General features: G+C 42.3%; 17 protein-coding genes. 14 read left to right on the top strand and 3 right to left on the bottom strand.

Annotated elements, in window-relative coordinates; genetic code table 11:
* Positions 1-118: 118 nt before the first annotated feature.
* From ppsA to alr, 14 genes are all read left to right on the top strand, one after another.
* Positions 119-2497 (top strand): phosphoenolpyruvate synthase, encoded by a 2379-nt coding sequence (gene ppsA / locus QLH32_RS17390; protein WP_283267278.1) that lies wholly within the window; start codon positions 119-121, stop codon positions 2495-2497.
* A gap of 68 nt (positions 2498-2565) precedes the next feature.
* A complete protein-coding gene (locus tag QLH32_RS17385; RefSeq protein ID WP_283267277.1) occupies positions 2566-3339 on the top strand; it encodes an RDD family protein in 774 nt (257 codons plus the stop codon).
* 311 nt (positions 3340-3650) lie between these two features.
* Entirely contained in the window at positions 3651-4703 is a 1053-nt protein-coding gene (cyoA, locus tag QLH32_RS17380; RefSeq protein WP_267979045.1) for a ubiquinol oxidase subunit II, read from the top strand.
* A 3-nt stretch (positions 4704-4706) separates the two neighbouring features.
* The gene (gene cyoB / locus QLH32_RS17375) at positions 4707-6698 is read left to right on the top strand and encodes a cytochrome o ubiquinol oxidase subunit I (RefSeq protein ID WP_283267276.1); all 1992 of its coding nucleotides are present in this window, start codon (positions 4707-4709) and stop codon (positions 6696-6698) included.
* Positions 6699-6702: 4 nt separating this feature from the next.
* Positions 6703-7323, top strand: a complete 621-nt coding sequence (gene cyoC, locus QLH32_RS17370) for a cytochrome o ubiquinol oxidase subunit III (protein ID WP_283267274.1) — start codon at positions 6703-6705, stop codon at positions 7321-7323.
* Positions 7323-7652: a cytochrome o ubiquinol oxidase subunit IV gene (locus tag QLH32_RS17365; protein WP_267979042.1), complete on the top strand. Its 330-nt coding sequence runs from the start codon at positions 7323-7325 to the stop codon at positions 7650-7652. The genes cyoC and QLH32_RS17365 overlap by 1 nt, the downstream gene beginning before the upstream one ends.
* 10 nt (positions 7653-7662) lie before the next feature.
* On the top strand, positions 7663-8541 hold the full coding sequence (gene cyoE / locus QLH32_RS17360; RefSeq protein WP_283267270.1) for a heme o synthase: 879 nt from the start codon (positions 7663-7665) through the stop codon (positions 8539-8541).
* Between the two features lie 87 nt (positions 8542-8628).
* Positions 8629-10743 (top strand): PA5441 family protein, encoded by a 2115-nt coding sequence (locus QLH32_RS17355; RefSeq protein ID WP_283267269.1) that lies wholly within the window; start codon positions 8629-8631, stop codon positions 10741-10743.
* A 9-nt stretch (positions 10744-10752) separates the two neighbouring features.
* Complete coding sequence (locus QLH32_RS17350) at positions 10753-11487, top strand: DUF3142 domain-containing protein (protein WP_267979039.1); 735 nt, start codon at positions 10753-10755, stop codon at positions 11485-11487.
* A 132-nt stretch (positions 11488-11619) separates the two neighbouring features.
* A complete protein-coding gene (rpsF, locus tag QLH32_RS17345; RefSeq protein ID WP_004676984.1) occupies positions 11620-12003 on the top strand; it encodes a 30S ribosomal protein S6 in 384 nt (127 codons plus the stop codon).
* A gap of 11 nt (positions 12004-12014) precedes the next feature.
* Positions 12015-12242 (top strand): 30S ribosomal protein S18, encoded by a 228-nt coding sequence (gene rpsR, locus QLH32_RS17340; protein ID WP_004676982.1) that lies wholly within the window; start codon positions 12015-12017, stop codon positions 12240-12242.
* 9 nt (positions 12243-12251) lie between these two features.
* Positions 12252-12698, top strand: a complete 447-nt coding sequence (gene rplI, locus QLH32_RS17335) for a 50S ribosomal protein L9 (RefSeq protein WP_004757753.1) — start codon at positions 12252-12254, stop codon at positions 12696-12698.
* A 180-nt stretch (positions 12699-12878) separates the two neighbouring features.
* Entirely contained in the window at positions 12879-14324 is a 1446-nt protein-coding gene (gene dnaB / locus QLH32_RS17330) for a replicative DNA helicase (protein WP_267979038.1), read from the top strand.
* Between the two features lie 177 nt (positions 14325-14501).
* Positions 14502-15572 carry an alanine racemase gene (gene alr / locus QLH32_RS17325; protein ID WP_283267267.1) on the top strand — a complete coding sequence of 357 codons (1071 nt, stop codon included), beginning with the start codon at positions 14502-14504 and terminating at the stop codon, positions 15570-15572.
* 13 nt (positions 15573-15585) lie between these two features.
* Here alr and QLH32_RS17320 read toward each other — a convergent pair whose 3' ends face one another.
* The 3 genes from QLH32_RS17320 to QLH32_RS17310 form a co-directional block, all read right to left on the bottom strand.
* The gene (locus tag QLH32_RS17320; protein WP_267979036.1) at positions 15586-15909 is read right to left on the bottom strand and encodes a type II toxin-antitoxin system HicB family antitoxin; all 324 of its coding nucleotides are present in this window, start codon (positions 15907-15909) and stop codon (positions 15586-15588) included.
* Positions 15910-15917: 8 nt separating this feature from the next.
* Entirely contained in the window at positions 15918-16163 is a 246-nt protein-coding gene (locus QLH32_RS17315; protein ID WP_267979035.1) for a toxin HicA, read from the bottom strand.
* Between the two features lie 93 nt (positions 16164-16256).
* Entirely contained in the window at positions 16257-16685 is a 429-nt protein-coding gene (locus QLH32_RS17310) for a BLUF domain-containing protein (protein ID WP_283267265.1), read from the bottom strand.
* Positions 16686-16716 lie beyond the last annotated feature (31 nt).

Below are 16716 nucleotides of genomic sequence, written 5' to 3'. Positions count from 1 at the left end.
CTTTATAGTAAACTCATCTAACATGACTGTCGCTTAGTAAACACTATATCTAGGCACTTTCGTATAATTTCATACCAATGATAGTCATTCATACTGCAAAAAAAGTGGAGTAAATACTTTGGAAGCGCGCGTAATCGGTCTGGAAAAATTAGGGAAACACGATGTCGAACTCGTAGGTGGGAAAAACTCATCTCTGGGTGAAATGATCAGTCATTTATCCAATGCTGGTGTATCGGTACCAGGTGGTTTTGCAACAACTGCGGCTGCCTATCGTGAGTTCCTGGATCAAAGCGGCTTAAATGCTCGAATTCAGGCTGAACTGGCTCAACTGAATGTTGAGGATGTGCTTGCACTTGCTGAAACAGGTGCAAAAATCCGTAAATGGATTGTTGATACTCCACTGACTGCCGCATTAGAACAAGAAATTCGTGAAGCATTTGCAGCACTTTCAAACGGTAATCCAGACATTGCCGTGGCGGTACGCTCTTCTGCAACCGCTGAAGATTTACCAGATGCCTCATTTGCAGGCCAACAGGAAACATTCCTCAATATTCGTGGTATTGACAACATCCTGATTGCAATTAAGGAAGTTTTTGCCTCCCTTTATAATGACCGTGCCATTGCTTACCGTGTCCACCAAGGTTTCGAACACAGTGTGGTTGCCCTTTCTGCGGGTGTGCAACGCATGGTTCGCTCTGAAACTGGCGCTGCGGGTGTGATGTTTACCCTTGACACAGAATCGGGTTTCCGTGATGTGGTGTTTATTACCGCATCTTATGGCTTGGGTGAAATGGTGGTGCAAGGTGCCGTCAACCCTGACGAATTCTATCTGTCAAAACCACTTTTAAAGGGTGGTAAACACGCTGTACTACGCCGTAACCTGGGTTCCAAGCACCAGAAAATGATTTATGGTGAAGAAGGTGCCGCGGGTAAATCTGTTGTTGTGGTTGATGTTGAAAAGCCAGAACGTCAGCAGTTTGCATTGAACGACCATGAACTGCACGAACTTGCAAAACAGGCAATGATCATTGAAGAACATTATGGCTCCCCAATGGACATCGAATGGGCGAAAGATGGCGATGATGGTCAAATCTATATCGTTCAGGCACGCCCAGAAACAGTGAAAAGCCGTCAGAATGTCGGCACGATGGAACGTTACCTGCTTAAGCAAAAAGGTACTGTGCTTTGTGAAGGCCGCTCAATTGGTCAGCGCATTGGTTCTGGTAAGGTTCGTGTGGTGACCTCAATTAAAGAAATGGACAAGGTTCAGGACGGTGACGTACTTGTATCCGACATGACCGATCCAGACTGGGAACCAGTGATGAAACGTGCCGCTGCGATTGTCACCAATCGTGGTGGTCGTACCTGTCACGCGGCAATCATTGCGCGTGAGCTGGGTGTTCCTGCAATTGTGGGCTGTGGTAATGCCACTGAACTGTTAACGGATGGTCAGGAAGTGACTGTTTCCTGTGCCGAAGGTGATACGGGCTTCATCTATGAGGGTGCACTAGACTTTGAGGTTCAACGTAACTCGATCAACTCGATGCCGAAGCTTCCGTTCAAGATCATGATGAACGTGGGTAACCCTGACCGTGCATTTGATTTTGCCCAGATTCCAAATGAAGGAATTGGTCTTGCCCGTCTTGAGTTCATTATCAACCGTATGATCGGTGTGCATCCAAAAGCCTTATTGAACATTGAGAGCCTGCCGCGTGAAACTCGCGCTGCGGTAATGACACGTACTACAGGTTACTCTTCCCCAATCGAATTCTATGTTGAAAAACTGGTTGAAGGCATTTCAACGCTGGCAGCCGCATTTGCTGAAAAACCCGTGATTGTGCGTATGTCTGACTTCAAGTCAAATGAATACGCAAACCTGATTGGTGGTAAGTTATACGAACCAGAAGAAGAAAACCCAATGTTGGGCTTCCGTGGTGCCAGCCGTTACGTTTCTGACAACTTCCGTGACTGTTTCGAACTTGAATGCCGTGCGCTGAAAAAAGTCCGTGATGAAATGGGTCTCACCAATATTCAAATTATGATCCCTTTCGTTCGTACGGTTTCCGAAGCAAAGCGTGTGATTGAACTGCTTGCCCAAAATGGCTTGAAACGTGGTGAGAACGGCTTGAAAATCATCATGATGTGTGAATTGCCAACCAATGCATTATTGGCTGAGCAATTCCTTGAGCACTTTGATGGCTTCTCTATCGGTTCAAATGACTTAACACAACTTACACTGGGTCTGGACCGTGACTCTGGTATCGTATCTCACTTGTTTGATGAGCGTGATCCAGCGGTTAAGGCACTTCTTTCCATGGCAATTCATGCCTGCCGTAAAGCGGGCAAATACGTGGGTATCTGTGGTCAGGGCCCATCTGACCACCCTGACCTGGCTAAATGGCTCATGGAACAGGGTATTGAATCTGTGTCACTGAATCCTGACTCAGTGCTTGATACCTGGTTCTTCCTTGCTGAAGAACAAATCAAGAAAGCCTAGTCTTTTTTTAGAAAAAGGCCCTCTTTCGCAGGGTCTTTTTTATCTTTAGTCATTGAGATTTTAAAATTATGCAAATTTACTTGGCTCGTAACAACCAACAAGCTGGACCTTATAGTTTAGAACAAGTGAACCAAATGCTTGCCAGTCAACAAGTTCTACTCACAGATTTGGCCTGGCATAAGGGTATGGCAGAATGGAAAACGCTTGGTGAACTCACACAAGGTAAACTGGTATACGAACCTGTAGGTTACGCTCCCTTTAATGCCCAGATTAAAACTGAGACTCATCCTAACTCAGCATTTAATATCAAAGTCGAACAAAAGACATCTCAGTTGGCCCCGATCCATTCACGTTTTTTTGCAAAACTGATTGATGTATTTTTGTGGTTTCCCGCAACATTCCTACTCACCGCTTTTTTTACACCCGAACAGGCACAAAAGTTTACCCAGTTGAATGAACAACTATTTCGACTAATGGCAGACCGCTCATCAGACATTGCCCTAGCCCAGAAAGTCCAGACTGAAATTCTTGCGATTATTCCCACCCAAGCCTGGATGGCCATGTGTGTCTATATTATTGCAATGCTCATGGTACAGGCTTTCCTGATTGGAAAATCAGGTCAAAGCATTGGTAAGAAATTTCTAAAAATCAAGATTGTGGATGCTGAAACCTCTGCTCCTGTCAGCTCAGTAAGGGCATTCTGGCTCAGAAGTATGGTTTTTGTTATTTTAAACATGATCATTGTGCCGCTGATTTCCGTGATTGAATCGCTGTTTGCCTTGGGGAAAAATCGTCAGGCATTACATGACAAATTGGCAAAGACCAAGGTGGTTCAGAAATAAGCCTCATCAATTATTTGAATAAAGCTGTATATAAAATACATTTTATACAGCCTTTTAATATAGCGTGTTGATATATAAAAAAAAGATAGGGCTTTAATCCAATCCCTACAAAATAAATCGGGTTTTAAAACAAGTATTTCAGGCTACTTTATCAGTAGCTTAGTTTTTCAATATGAGGCATAATGCCCTACAACGTAGCGGTGTCGCATGATTGCTAAGCAATTCACAATTATTTCTTATCAATCATGCGACACTTTAATCGCTATCCCATAATTTATTTAGGGAATGGGACTCTTCACCGAGGTTGTAAAATGAGACAAACGATTTTAGCTGTATTGTCTTTATCAACGATGGCTGCGCTCTTGACAGGGTGTGGCGGTGATATGGTACTTCTAAACAATAAAGGTCCAGTAGGTCAAGGTCAAAGTAGCCTGATGATGACTGCGATCTATTTAATGCTGTTGGTGGTGATTCCGTCAATCGTGATGGCATTATGGTTTAGTTGGAAATATCGCGCATCGAATAAAGATGCAGACTATAAACCTACTTGGGCACACTCTACGACAATTGAGATCGTTGTTTGGGGTGTACCTGTCATTATTATTGGTATTTTAGCTTGGTTAACTTGGTGGGGTTCCCACAAGTACGACCCTTACCGTCCGTTAGATTCAGACAAAGCCCCATTAACTATTCAAGCCATCGCTGAACAGTTTAAATGGATCTTTATCTATCCTGAGCAAGAAATTGCAACGGTAAACGAAGTACGCTTCCCAGAAAAAACACCTATTAGCTTCAAGATCACCTCTAACTTCACAATGAACTCATTCTTCATTCCACAGTTAGGCGGTCAAATCTATGCTATGGCGGGTATGCAGACTCACCTTCACTTATTGGCAGATGAACCTGGTGTATTCCGTGGTTTCTCAGCAAACTATTCAGGTTACGGTTTCTCTCAAATGCGCTTCAAGGCACATAGCGTGACTGAGCCAGAATTTGCACAATGGGTGGAAGCAGTTAAAGCTGGCAATGGTACAAGCATTAACCCTGAAGCTGTGCAGAAAGGTACGCTTGACCAGGCTGAGCTAGCAACGCTTAAAGATGGTGATCGTTCTAAACACCAGATCGAACACTTGGTTAACCGTGCCAAGGCTGCTGGTGATGAAGAAGCACTTGCCAAGGCTGAAGCGATGAAACCGTTCCCAACCAAGCCTCACCCTGTGACGTATTACTCTTCAGTTGAGCCAAAATTGTTTGAAACAATCATCAACCACTATATGAGTAACTATCACGGTGCTGACCACTCTGCTGGACATGCGACAGCAGAAACTCATGGCGCGGCAGAACATGCTGCTCAAGGGGAATAAGACATGGATATGATTTTTGGTAAACTTGGTTGGGACTCTATCCCAACAGAGCCAATCGTACTTGTCACCATGGTCTTTATGGCACTTGGTGGAATTGCAGTGCTTGGCGGTATCACCTATTTCAAAAAATGGGGATATTTGTGGAATGAATGGTTTACCTCTGTAGACCATAAAAAAATTGGTATCATGTATATCCTCGTATCTGTGGTCATGCTTTTGCGTGGTTTCGCCGATGCGATCATGATGCGTCTACAGCTTTTCCTCGCCAAAGGCGGCGGTGAAGGTTACCTGCATCCAGACCACTACGACCAGATCTTCACCGCGCACGGTGTGATCATGATCTTCTTCGTGGGGATGGGTCTTGTTGTAGGTATGATGAACATCTCTGTACCTTTGCAGATTGGTGCACGTGACGTTGCATTCCCATTGTTGAACTCTTTAAGCTTCTGGTTATTCGCTGGCGCTGCTGGTTTGATGATGGCATCACTGGTATTAGGTGAGTTTGCTGCGACAGGCTGGATGGCTTATCCTCCTCTGTCTGGTATTCAGTACTCTCCTGGTGTTGGTGTTGACTACTACATCTGGGCACTTCAGATTTCTGGCCTTGGTACGCTATTAACGGGTGTTAACTTCTTTGTTACCATCATCAAGATGCGTACTCCTGGCATGAAACTGATGGACATGCCAATCTTTACCTGGACTTCACTTTGTACGGCAGTACTGATCATTGCATCATTCCCTGTATTAACAGGTACGCTTGCAATGTTGACGCTAGACCGCTACTTCGGCTTCCATTTCTTCACCAATGAGCTTGGCGGTAGCCCAATGCTTTACGTGAACCTGATCTGGACATGGGGTCACCCAGAAGTATACATCCTGGTATTACCAGCATTTGGTCTATACTCTGAAATCGTGGCGACGTTCTCTCGTAAAGCGTTGTTCGGTTACAAGTCTATGGTGTATGCAACAATTGCGATTACTGTACTTGCGTTTGTTGTATGGCTTCACCACTTCTTCACCATGGGTGCTGGTGCGAACGTGAATGCGTTCTTCGGTATCATGACCATGATTATTGCGATTCCTACAGGTGTGAAAATCTTCTCCTGGTTATTCACCATGTATAAAGGTCGCATTAGTTTCACCACACCAATGTTATGGACAATTGGCTTCCTTGTAACATTCGGTATCGGTGGTTTAACTGGTGTACTTATGGCTGTTCCACCTGCGGACTTCCTTGTACACAACTCACTCTTCTTGATCGCTCACTTCCATAACGTGATTATCGGTGGTGTGGTGTTCGGTATGTTTGCTGGCATCATCTTCTACTGGCCAAAAATGTTTGGCTGGAAGCTCAATGAAGCATGGGGTAAAGCTGCGTTCTGGTTCTGGTTCTTCGGTTTCTATTTTGCATTCATGCCACTTTATATCCTTGGTTTCATGGGTATGACTCGTCGTTTGAATACATATGACAACCCAGAATGGGACCCATATTTGGCAATCGCATTGTTCGGTGCAGTTCTTGTTGCAATCGGTATTGCATGTTTCCTTATGCAAATCATCGTTGGTTTCCTACAACGCAAGGACAACATGGACTATACAGGCGATCCTTGGGATAGCCGTACAGTTGAATGGGCAACGTCTTCCCCTGCTCCGTTCTATAACTTTGCGCATCTTCCAGCAGGTGACGGTGTTGACCGTTTCTGGACTGACAAAGAAAATGGTGTAGCATACGCTCGCAACACGAAATATGAAGACATCCATATGCCGACAAACCGTGCTGCTGGTGTCATCATTGCAATGTTCATTACTGTTATGGGCTTTGCACTGATCTGGCATATTTGGTGGCTGGTCGTTGTTTCATTCCTTGCTGCTGTCATCAGCCTGATCGTAAGCTCATTCACCAAGAATGTTGACTACTACGTTCCTGCCGCTGAAGTGGAGCGTATTGAGAATGAACGCTATGCGTTACTTGAAAAACACTTGAAGAAGGACTAAGGAAATGGCTGAAGTACTTCATCACGACAACCACGGTCATGACGATCATCATGAACATGATGATACCGACTTAACGGTCTTCGGTTTCTGGACATACCTGATGAGTGACTTGATTCTTTTCGGATCACTCTTCATCGCGTTTGCCGTACTAAGCAGTCATGTTCCGCCTGGCACACCAAGTGCAAAAGACCTATTCAGTGAATCATTGGGTTATGTATTAGGTGAAACCTTTGCACTCTTGATTTCTTCTGTGACTTTTGGTTTTGCAGTGCTTGCATCATATAAAAAGAATGTCAATCAGGTGATTACCTGGTTATTCATTACTTTCCTTTTTGGTGCAACGTTCATCGGTATGGAAATCAACGAATTCCATCACCTTGTACATGAAGGTCATGGTCCAACGCACAGTGCATTCCTATCGTCGTTCTTCACTTTGGTTGGTACACACGGTATCCACGTAACCTCTGGTTTAGTGTGGATGCTGGTATTGATGTACCAGATCAAGAAGAATGGTTTGACTCTACCGAATACACGTCGTCTGGCTTGTCTAAGCTTGTTCTGGCACTTCCTTGACATCGTTTGGATCTGTGTATTCAGCGTCGTTTACTTACTGGGAGTTCTCTAATGAGTAGTCATGACCATAATGCTGCTGGTGCATCACACGGTAACTTTAAGCAATACACGGTTGGATTTATCCTATCTGTCATCCTTACCATCATCCCATTCGGGATGGTGATGGCAGGTGGTTTCGGTCGTGGCATTTTAGTTACTGTGATTGCAATCACTGCTGTTGCTCAGGTTATTGTACAGCTTGTGTATTTCCTACACATGAATACCTCATCTGAACAACGCTGGAACCTGATTGCATTTATCTATACGATTCTTTGTATTGCGGTACTTTTAGTCGGTTCTGTGTGGGTAATGAACTACTTACACTACAACATGATGATCTAAACTGGTCGTCATGTTTAAAAAGTATTTATTCCTGACTAAGCCAGGAATTCTCTTCGGTAATTTTATTACCACCTTGGGCGGCTTTTTCCTAGCCGCCCAAGGCTCCATAGACTGCCTCTTATTATTACTTACACTGATTGGAACGACTTTTGTGGTTGCGTCTGGTTGTGTCGTAAATAATGTAATTGATCAAGACATCGATCAAAAAATGCAACGCACCATGAACCGTGCCCTTGTTAAGAGAACCATCTCCCCGACCATTGCACTGCTTTATGCATTTGTGTTGGGTATGATTGGCTTTGGCATGCTTTGGTTCTATGTCAATGCGTATGCGTTTTTATTCGCTGTGATTGGTTTTGTCGTCTATGTCGGTTTCTATAGCTTGTGGACCAAACGTACCACAATCCATCAAACCGTCATTGGTAGTATTTCTGGAGCGAGTCCACCTGTCATTGGTTATACGGCTGTAAGCCACCATTTCGATATGGCGGCCCTACTGATTTTTGTAGCCTATGCCTTATGGCAAATGCCACATTCATGGGGAATTGCAATCTATCGTTTTGATGATTATAAAAATGCAGGAGTGCCGATCTTACCTGTAGCTCGCTCTATCCATAGAACGAAAATAGAATCACTGATCTATGTGGTTTTATTTACCTTTGCCATGAATGCGCTATATGTTTATGGATACACCAATGTTGTTTTTCTGGTGATCTGTAACCTGCTTTGTGCCTACTGGTTCTACATTGGTATTTTAGGATTCAAGGCTGAGGATGATCAGCTTTGGGCAAAACGCTTTTTCTTATTCTCCGTGATTCTCATCACTGTCATTAGTCTGAGCTTTAGCTTTACCTTTAAAAGCCCTGCACCATTCCTCCCTATTTTTTAAAAAGATAGAGAACGCTCTATCTTTTTATTCTCTTCCCTGCTTGTTATCATTTCCCACCATAAAAATATTTAATCCCTTGTCATTCAAATGAAACTGCACAATATTTTATCCATTAAGCCAATTTTTTATTCCAGTTTACTCATCATCTGTGGTTATGGTTCAAACATATATGCAGGTGTTGAGAATATCTGCGAACCCAACCTTGCAATGGATGATCGCAGCCTGAGTAGTTGTAGCAATCTGCCTGTCCTGGTTCCACTCAATGATAGTCAAACCAATATGCTGTTGCTGCTCAGTGATCTGGGACTTGCCACACTCAAGCCTATGACAGCAGATAACAATTTATGGGACGCAAGCTACGGTACGGTGCCTTTTGATGCCGCAAATATTTCCGCTTTGACTGAAAACAGGATTTTAAATCAGCGAGAAAAATTATCGCAAAAAGATGAAATCATTTTTGATGAACGTTGCTACAGTTTTAATTCTGGCAATGCTGCTTTTATTAGTCAGGTTAAAATCAATAAGAATATTCCAGCAAATGAAAAACAATTGCTGATCAATGAACGTCAAAAAATGAATCAATGTGGTGATAAAATTGCATTGATTGCTGTTGATCCCAATTGGTCAGCCACAACACGTCAATACGCCTCTTACTTAAACGCCAGTATCCTGTTTTATAATGCAAACTATACTGCCGCGACCAAAATTTATACGGTGTTAAGCACTGTTGAGGACACATGGCTAAAAGAAACTGCATTGTATATGTTGATTCGCACCAGCCTCAATTCAGCTTATGCAACAGGTGTGGATCAGTATGGTGATGTGTATCTGGACAATATCAACCAAAATCTACTAAAACAATTTTTAGATCATATCACGGTTTATTTAAAAGCCTATCCAAATGGGCAATATATCGCGAGCGCACGCGGCCTTATGCGTCGGGGACTATGGCTTTCAAAACGTCAGGATTTACTGGTCAATGAAATCATTTGGCAAATCCAGAATCCTAAATCAAAATTTTATAATCTGGAGATGAGTCAATTACCTGCCGAAATTGACCGTCGGGTATTTAACAGCCAATATTTCAATGTTAAAAATTTAACAGATCCATTTTTTCTGACGACTTATGACTTGATGTATATGCGAATGCCTGCATCTGACCCTTATCGTCCCATAACATGGGCACAACTGACAGCTCAAAAAGAATTTTTTAAGGCCCAGCCTGAGTTATTCCAATATTTACAGGCAGCTCATTTGGTGTTTGTCCAAAATAAGCCACAGGAAGCCTTGAGCTATTTACCTAAGGACAATATCAAAACCAGCAATTATTTGCAGCTAAGCCAAAGCTTTTTAAAAGGACAAATTTTAGAGAAAACTGGACAGAAACAGGCGGCCGAACAATATTGGAACCAACAGTGTGCCCAAGCAAGAGATAGTTTTCAAAAAGGCCTGTTTGAAACGGCTTTATCCAATCATCTCGCTGCCAAACAGGACTATTCAGCTTTTATCGGTAAAAAAGCCAAAATCAGCCAGTTAAATTTGCAACGAAATTTTATTACCCAAGTGGCAAATGCAGACAGTTTACAAAAAATCATCCAGTCGAATGACAGTACCCTTGATCAAAAACAGGCAGCCACCTATACCCTGTTAAGCAAAAGTTTAGTTCATCAAAATTTTGACTTATTTAAACAAAGCTTTGCTTTTTTACCTAAAAATGCAGATCAATATCAAGGTTATAGTAGTAAAGATGAACAATTAAAAAATAAGCCTGATTTCTCCAATTTTATCTGGAATGGCGCAACTATTACCTCGCAGTTTAAATGTGCAAATTTACAAACTTTAGTCAGCCAATTGTCACAAGCTCCTCAAGACCCTTTATTGAATGTCTGTTTAGGTGAATATTTCCGTAGTGAACAAGGTTATTCACTACAACAGTTGGCTTATGCTGAACAGCAAAAATCCAGTTTTTCGGGAAAAATATTTGCCCGTGGTCAGGTGTATAAAGACATTCTAAAATCATCCAGTAAAGATGATTTACACGCCTATGCCTTATATCGTTCAATTCAGTGTTATGCACCCAGTGGAATCAATGATTGTGGTGATGCAGAAGTGGGTAAGCCAGTTCGTAAACAATGGTATGACCAGATCAAAAGAGACTATCCAAATAGTACTTGGGCAAAATCACTTAAATATTATTGGTAACTTTTAGCCATGAAGTTGCTTAAAACGGTTTTCTGTATTTTTCTGGTTTTTAGCCTGAATGCCTGCCAACCGACACAATCAGCAACTTCAAAAGTTGATGCCAATGATTTTGCTTCTTTCTGGATTTGGGGTGATATTCAGACAGCCCCTTATCTGGTTCATGCACAGGAATTGTATATTTTACAGGGTGAAATCCATTATTCCAAAACAAAACAGACTTTAACTTTCACACCGCAAGGTGTATCCATACTGAAGTTACCCCATCAAAAAATATGGCTGGTTTTCCGAACCCATCATTTGGCGTGGAATGAACAAAATTACCAAACCATTCTCAATCGATTGGAACATTGGAGAAATCAGGGCAATCAGGTTCAAGGCATTCAAATTGATTTTGATAGTAAAACCAACAGTTTGAAAGACTATGCCATTTTTCTGCAAAAACTCAGGCAGAAATTACCCCAACAATATCGGCTCAGTATTACAGGCTTACTGGACTGGACCAATTTTAAAGACCAGAACACCTTAACCCTTTTTAGGCAAAATATTGATGAACTGGTGATCCAGACTTATCAGGGCACGGCCACAATCCCGAATTATCCTGAATATTTAAAACGTATCTCTGCCCTGCGCTTGCCCTATAAAGTTGGGCTGGTACAACATGGAACATGGTTCGGGAATAGTACAAAACAAAAAGATCCCTATTTTAAAGGCTATGTGGTGTTTTTACTTCGATCAAAAGCGTGAATTTGCTTGCGATTTAAGCCAAACATGACTAGAATTGTCGCTTCGCAATTTGCGACATAACTAAATTAGTTATGACTCCTTGCTTCTGGCTTTATACAAGTTAGGGGCTGCTTAAACCGTAAGGAGCTGACAATGCGTCACTACGAAATCGTACTATTGGTACACCCAGACCAAAGCGATCAAGTTGTAGGTATGGTTGAACGCTATATCTCTCAGATCAAAGAAGCTGAAGGTCAAATTCACCGTTTAGAAGATTGGGGCCGTCGCCAATTGGCTTACCCAATTAACAAGATTCATAAAGCACACTACATTCTTATGAATGTTGAATGTGGTCAAACGACTCTTGATGAACTCGAAGAATTGTTCCGTTATAACGACGCGATCATTCGCAACATCATCATCCGTCGTGAACACGCAATCACTGAAGAATCTCTACTTGCGAAAAGTGCTGAAGAAAAACGTGCCCGTAAGGCGCAACGTGAAGAAGCACAACACGCAGTTCAAGAAGCTGAATAAGGAGAACATCAATGGCACGTTTTTACCGTCGTCGCAAGTTCTGCCGCTTTACAGCTGAGAAAGTTGCGTACATCGACTACAAAGATATCGACACTTTAAAACAGTACATCACTGAAAACGGCAAGATTGTTCCTAGCCGTATTACAGGTACTAAAGCTCGTTATCAACGTCAATTAGCGTTAGCGATTAAACAAGCGCGCTATTTAGCGTTGATTCCTTACACTGACAATCATAAGTGAGGTTGAGCCGTGGATATTATCTTATTACAACGCATTAAGAACCTTGGTAAATTAGGCGACAAAGTATCAGTTAAAGCTGGTTACGGTCGTAACTTCCTGATCCCTCAAGGTAAAGCTGTAGCTGCAACTGAAGCAAACACTGCTGCTTTTGAAGCTCGTCGTGCTGAACTTGAAAAACAGGAAGCTGCTATTTTGGCTGCTGCAAATGCACGTGCTGACCAATTGAACGAAGTGAATATCGTGATCACAGCTAAAGCTGGTGATGAAGGTAAACTATTCGGTTCGATCGGTACTCGTGATATCGCTGATGCCTTGACCAATGCTGGTCTTGCTGTAGACCGCGCAGAAGTTCGTTTACCGAACGGTGCGCTTCGTCACACTGGTGAATTCAACATCGCAATCCAATTGCACCATGATGTTGTTGCTGAAGTTCTCGTTACTATCGTATCTGAGTAATTTTTGCAAAGAAAAGGGCATGTTTTTACATGCCCTTTTTTACGTCTAGAGTTTGCCAAAACCATCAAGCTGTATTTTCACCACTTACACAATTTTCTTCCAATTAAACCCTCCTGTCTGCATCCATTTGGATTAAGATAGTCACTCTTTTACGGTTTCATCTTTTTATTGGGTCTTGTTATGTCACAGGCAAATGCCAGTTTTGCGAAAAATACTCCAAAAACAGAGAGTAACGTGAATGACTCAGGTCAATTGAAAGAATTTAGAACGCCACCGCATAATCTTGCGATTGAACAGGCGGTGTTGGCGGCATTAATGACGGTTGCCGAGTCATTTGAACAGGTCGGTGACCTGCTTAAGGAAAATGATTTTTACGCCACACGCCATAAATATATTTACCGTGCCATTGAAAAACTGGCACAGGAAAACTCCCCTTATGATGCCGTCTTGGTCAATGACTGGCTACTCAAACAGAACCTGCTGGATGCGATTGGTGGTGAAGAATATTTAATGCAATTAATGGCGGATTCTCCATCAAGCTTCTATAACCTCGAAATCTATGCCAGTAAAATTAAGGAATTTTCAACCTTACGCAGTATGATCAAGGTCAGCAGCGACATCTTACAAAATGCCTATGACACCAAAGGTCGCCCTGTCAGTGAAATTCTGGATCTGGCTGAAACCAATATTTTCTCTTTGGCAGAACAGCATAACAACAATAAAAAAGATTCAGGCCCGAAATCAATCAGTTCAGTCACCGCAGATGTAATTAGCAAACTGGATGAGCTGTCTAAAATGGATGGCAATATCACAGGTCTTTCCACAGGTTTCCTTGAGCTGGACAATAAAACCTATGGAATGCAGGCTGGTGATTTAATTATTGTGGCGGCCCGTCCCTCTATGGGTAAAACCACATTCGCCATGAATCTGGTTGAGAGCGTTTTATTTAACAGCAATCTCCCTGCCCTTGTTTACTCAATGGAGATGCCAGCAGATTCCATCGCCATGCGTTTGATTTCCTCTTATGGCAAAGTGCATCAGGGCCATCTGCGTTCAGGTAAGCTGGATGGTGATGAATGGTCAAAGGTTACAGGCACGATTTTGCAGTTACAGGAAAAACATCTTTATATTGATGATTCCTCTGCCCTGCCACCAACGGAGGTTCGGGCACGTGCCAGACGTATTGCTAAAATGCATGATGGCAAAATTGGCTGCATCATGGTCGATTACTTACAGTTGATGAAAGTGCCAGGTATGGGTGATAACCGTGTTGGCGAGATCTCGGAAATTTCCCGAAGCCTGAAAGCATTGGCAAAAGAAATGCAATGTCCAGTGATTGCCCTGTCACAGCTTAACCGTAGTCTGGAAAACCGTCCCAATAAACGCCCTGTTATGTCTGACTTACGTGAATCGGGTGCGATTGAGCAGGATGCTGACTTGATCATGTTTATTTACCGTGATGAGGTTTATAACAAAGAGTCTAAAGAAGCAGGGACGGCTGAAATTATTATCGGTAAACAGCGTAACGGCCCAATTGGTACTGTGCGACTTGCATTTGAAGGGCAATATACCCGTTTTAGTAATCTCTCACCTGAGTTCTATGCACAGTATGATGATGAGGAATAAGATTCAAATCTACCATTGCAAGACGACAACAGGTCATTCCTTGCCAAGGCTGATCCTTAACTACATTTTGAATAAAGGCGAACATAGTTCGCCCCTACGTTGATATCATCTTTCATGTAGGGGCGAACTGTGTTCGCCCTATAAGAGGATGGAGGTTTTTTCAAAGGAGATCTTCTGGTGCGCCAAGCAACAGTTTATATTGACAGTGAAGCGCTGCAATATAATTTAAATCGTGTCAAACAACTTGCACCACATTCAAAAATTGTAAGCATGGTTAAAGCCAATGCCTACGGACATGGAGTCAAGGACTGTTTAGCGGCCTTAAGTGCCACGGATGCCTTTGGAGTCGCCTGTCTGGAAGAAGCGCTGGAAATTCGGCAATTGGGGTATACCCAACCCATCACATTAATTGAGGGTGTTTTTTCTGAAGATGAAATGACTCAGGTGATTGAACAAAAACTTGAATGTGTCGTTCATCAAAACCAACAGATTGAATGGTTAATTACCCATAAAGAACGCTATAACGCTTTAGGTCTAAAAGTGTGGGTCAAACTAAATAGCGGTATGAATCGCTTGGGTTTTAAAGCGACAGAAATTATTGAAGTGATTCAACGCTTAAAATCACATGATTTTACCTGTGTACTCACCATGCACTTTGCCAATGCAGATTCAGATCATCCATTAAATGAACAACAAAAAAACCAGTTTCTACAAGTAAAACAAGCCTGTGAACCGATTCTGGCATCTTGCTGTAATTCTGCCGCGATTTATAAATATCCTGAACTACATTTCGACTTTGTCCGTCCAGGTATCATGCTTTATGGCGCGACACCTTTTGCAGATCAAAACGTTCACGCACTTGACCTCAAACCCGTCATGAGCTTTGAGGCAGAGATTATTGCCTTAAACAAGATTCAGGCAAATGAATGTGTAGGCTATGGATCGACCTTTACTGCCACACAGCCTATGAATATTGCCATTGTCTCAATTGGCTATGGTGATGGTTATCCAAGAGCTTATATCAAACCAAATTTTGTGGCGATTAATCAACAGTTAGTTCCTATGATCGGACGTGTCAGCATGGATATGATTGCAATTGATGTCACTCATATTCAGGCAGAGATCGGCACTAAAGTCGAGCTTTGGGGCAAATCTCGTTTGGTCGATGATGTCGCTGCCGCAAATGGCACCATTGGCTATGAACTGCTATGTCGCTTGAGTCAGAGACCAAAACGGCAAGTCACCTAATAAGATGACGTTACTACATAGCCAGTTTTGCCGATACTAAACGATTCATGCTTACGCCTCGCTCTGCTGCTTCCAATGCCAGTTTTTGATGAACCATTGATGGAACACGAACAGCAAACCGTCCGCTATACTTTCTTTCAGAGAGTGGTGTAGGCACTTTCTCACTATTGCTGCTCATCTCTGCTACAACCTCGGCAACAAGATCAACAATTCCTGAAAACGCTTTCAGTTGATCGGCATCAAGCCAAGATAATGATGGGAATTCTGCACATAAACCAACATATTCATTATCTTCAACCGACCATATAACACGGTAAGTATATTGTTTACTATCCATTTGACACCTCACAATGCTTTAAGTTTATCCAGTGCAGCCAATACTTGCTTCACCTGATATGGTTTGGCTTTTCCACTATCATCTTGAATATTAATACGAGGGTCGCCTTGCCACGGTGTTTTAAATACAGTGTGACTACCACCTGTTTGCCTTGGTTCACCAAAATATTGCTTACAAACCCTGACTAAATCAGCATAACGAACATTTTTAGGATTATTCCGCATTTGCTCGATGAGTTGATCAAGGTTTGCCATTCGGATACTCAATTATACCAATAAATTTATAGTATCAATATTAATACTACCGATCAAGACGATGCAAGTAGATAAAAATAGCAAAAATAACTTCTAGGCAACCTCATCCATTTGTATATCCGCAAGCAATGGAATCAATGCTGCAATCGAACCCTCATTTAACAAGTAGGGATTAAACTCGGCCTGTTGTAGATGCTGCTGGAAAAATTCTGAAACCTGACTATTTTTACGTACAAATTTCATTGACCAATCTTTAAAATGACCTTGTGAGATGTGTTGAGGATTAAAAACATAAATCTGCTGATGGCGAGGATCTTGCTTGATTTTATCAAGCAGTTCCAAAATAGCCTCCTGCTCCCCCTCCAGACACTGGAAAAAATAACCATCTGCAAAGTACAGCACACCATGTATATTATTCACATAATTAAAATGGTGTGCCTCATTTAAAACTTCTCTTAAATCAAGTGGCAAATGTGATTTTTCAGAAGTACTGGTGCTGGCATAACAAAGTTGAAATATCATTTTTTCTTACACTTATAAAGTATATCAATTC

The sequence above is a fragment of the Acinetobacter corruptisaponis genome (genome assembly GCF_030053775.1).
Classification (GTDB): domain Bacteria; phylum Pseudomonadota; class Gammaproteobacteria; order Pseudomonadales; family Moraxellaceae; genus Acinetobacter; species Acinetobacter corruptisaponis.
Note: the sequence above shows the minus strand (reverse complement) of the source record. Positions and strands in the feature narration are given on the sequence as shown.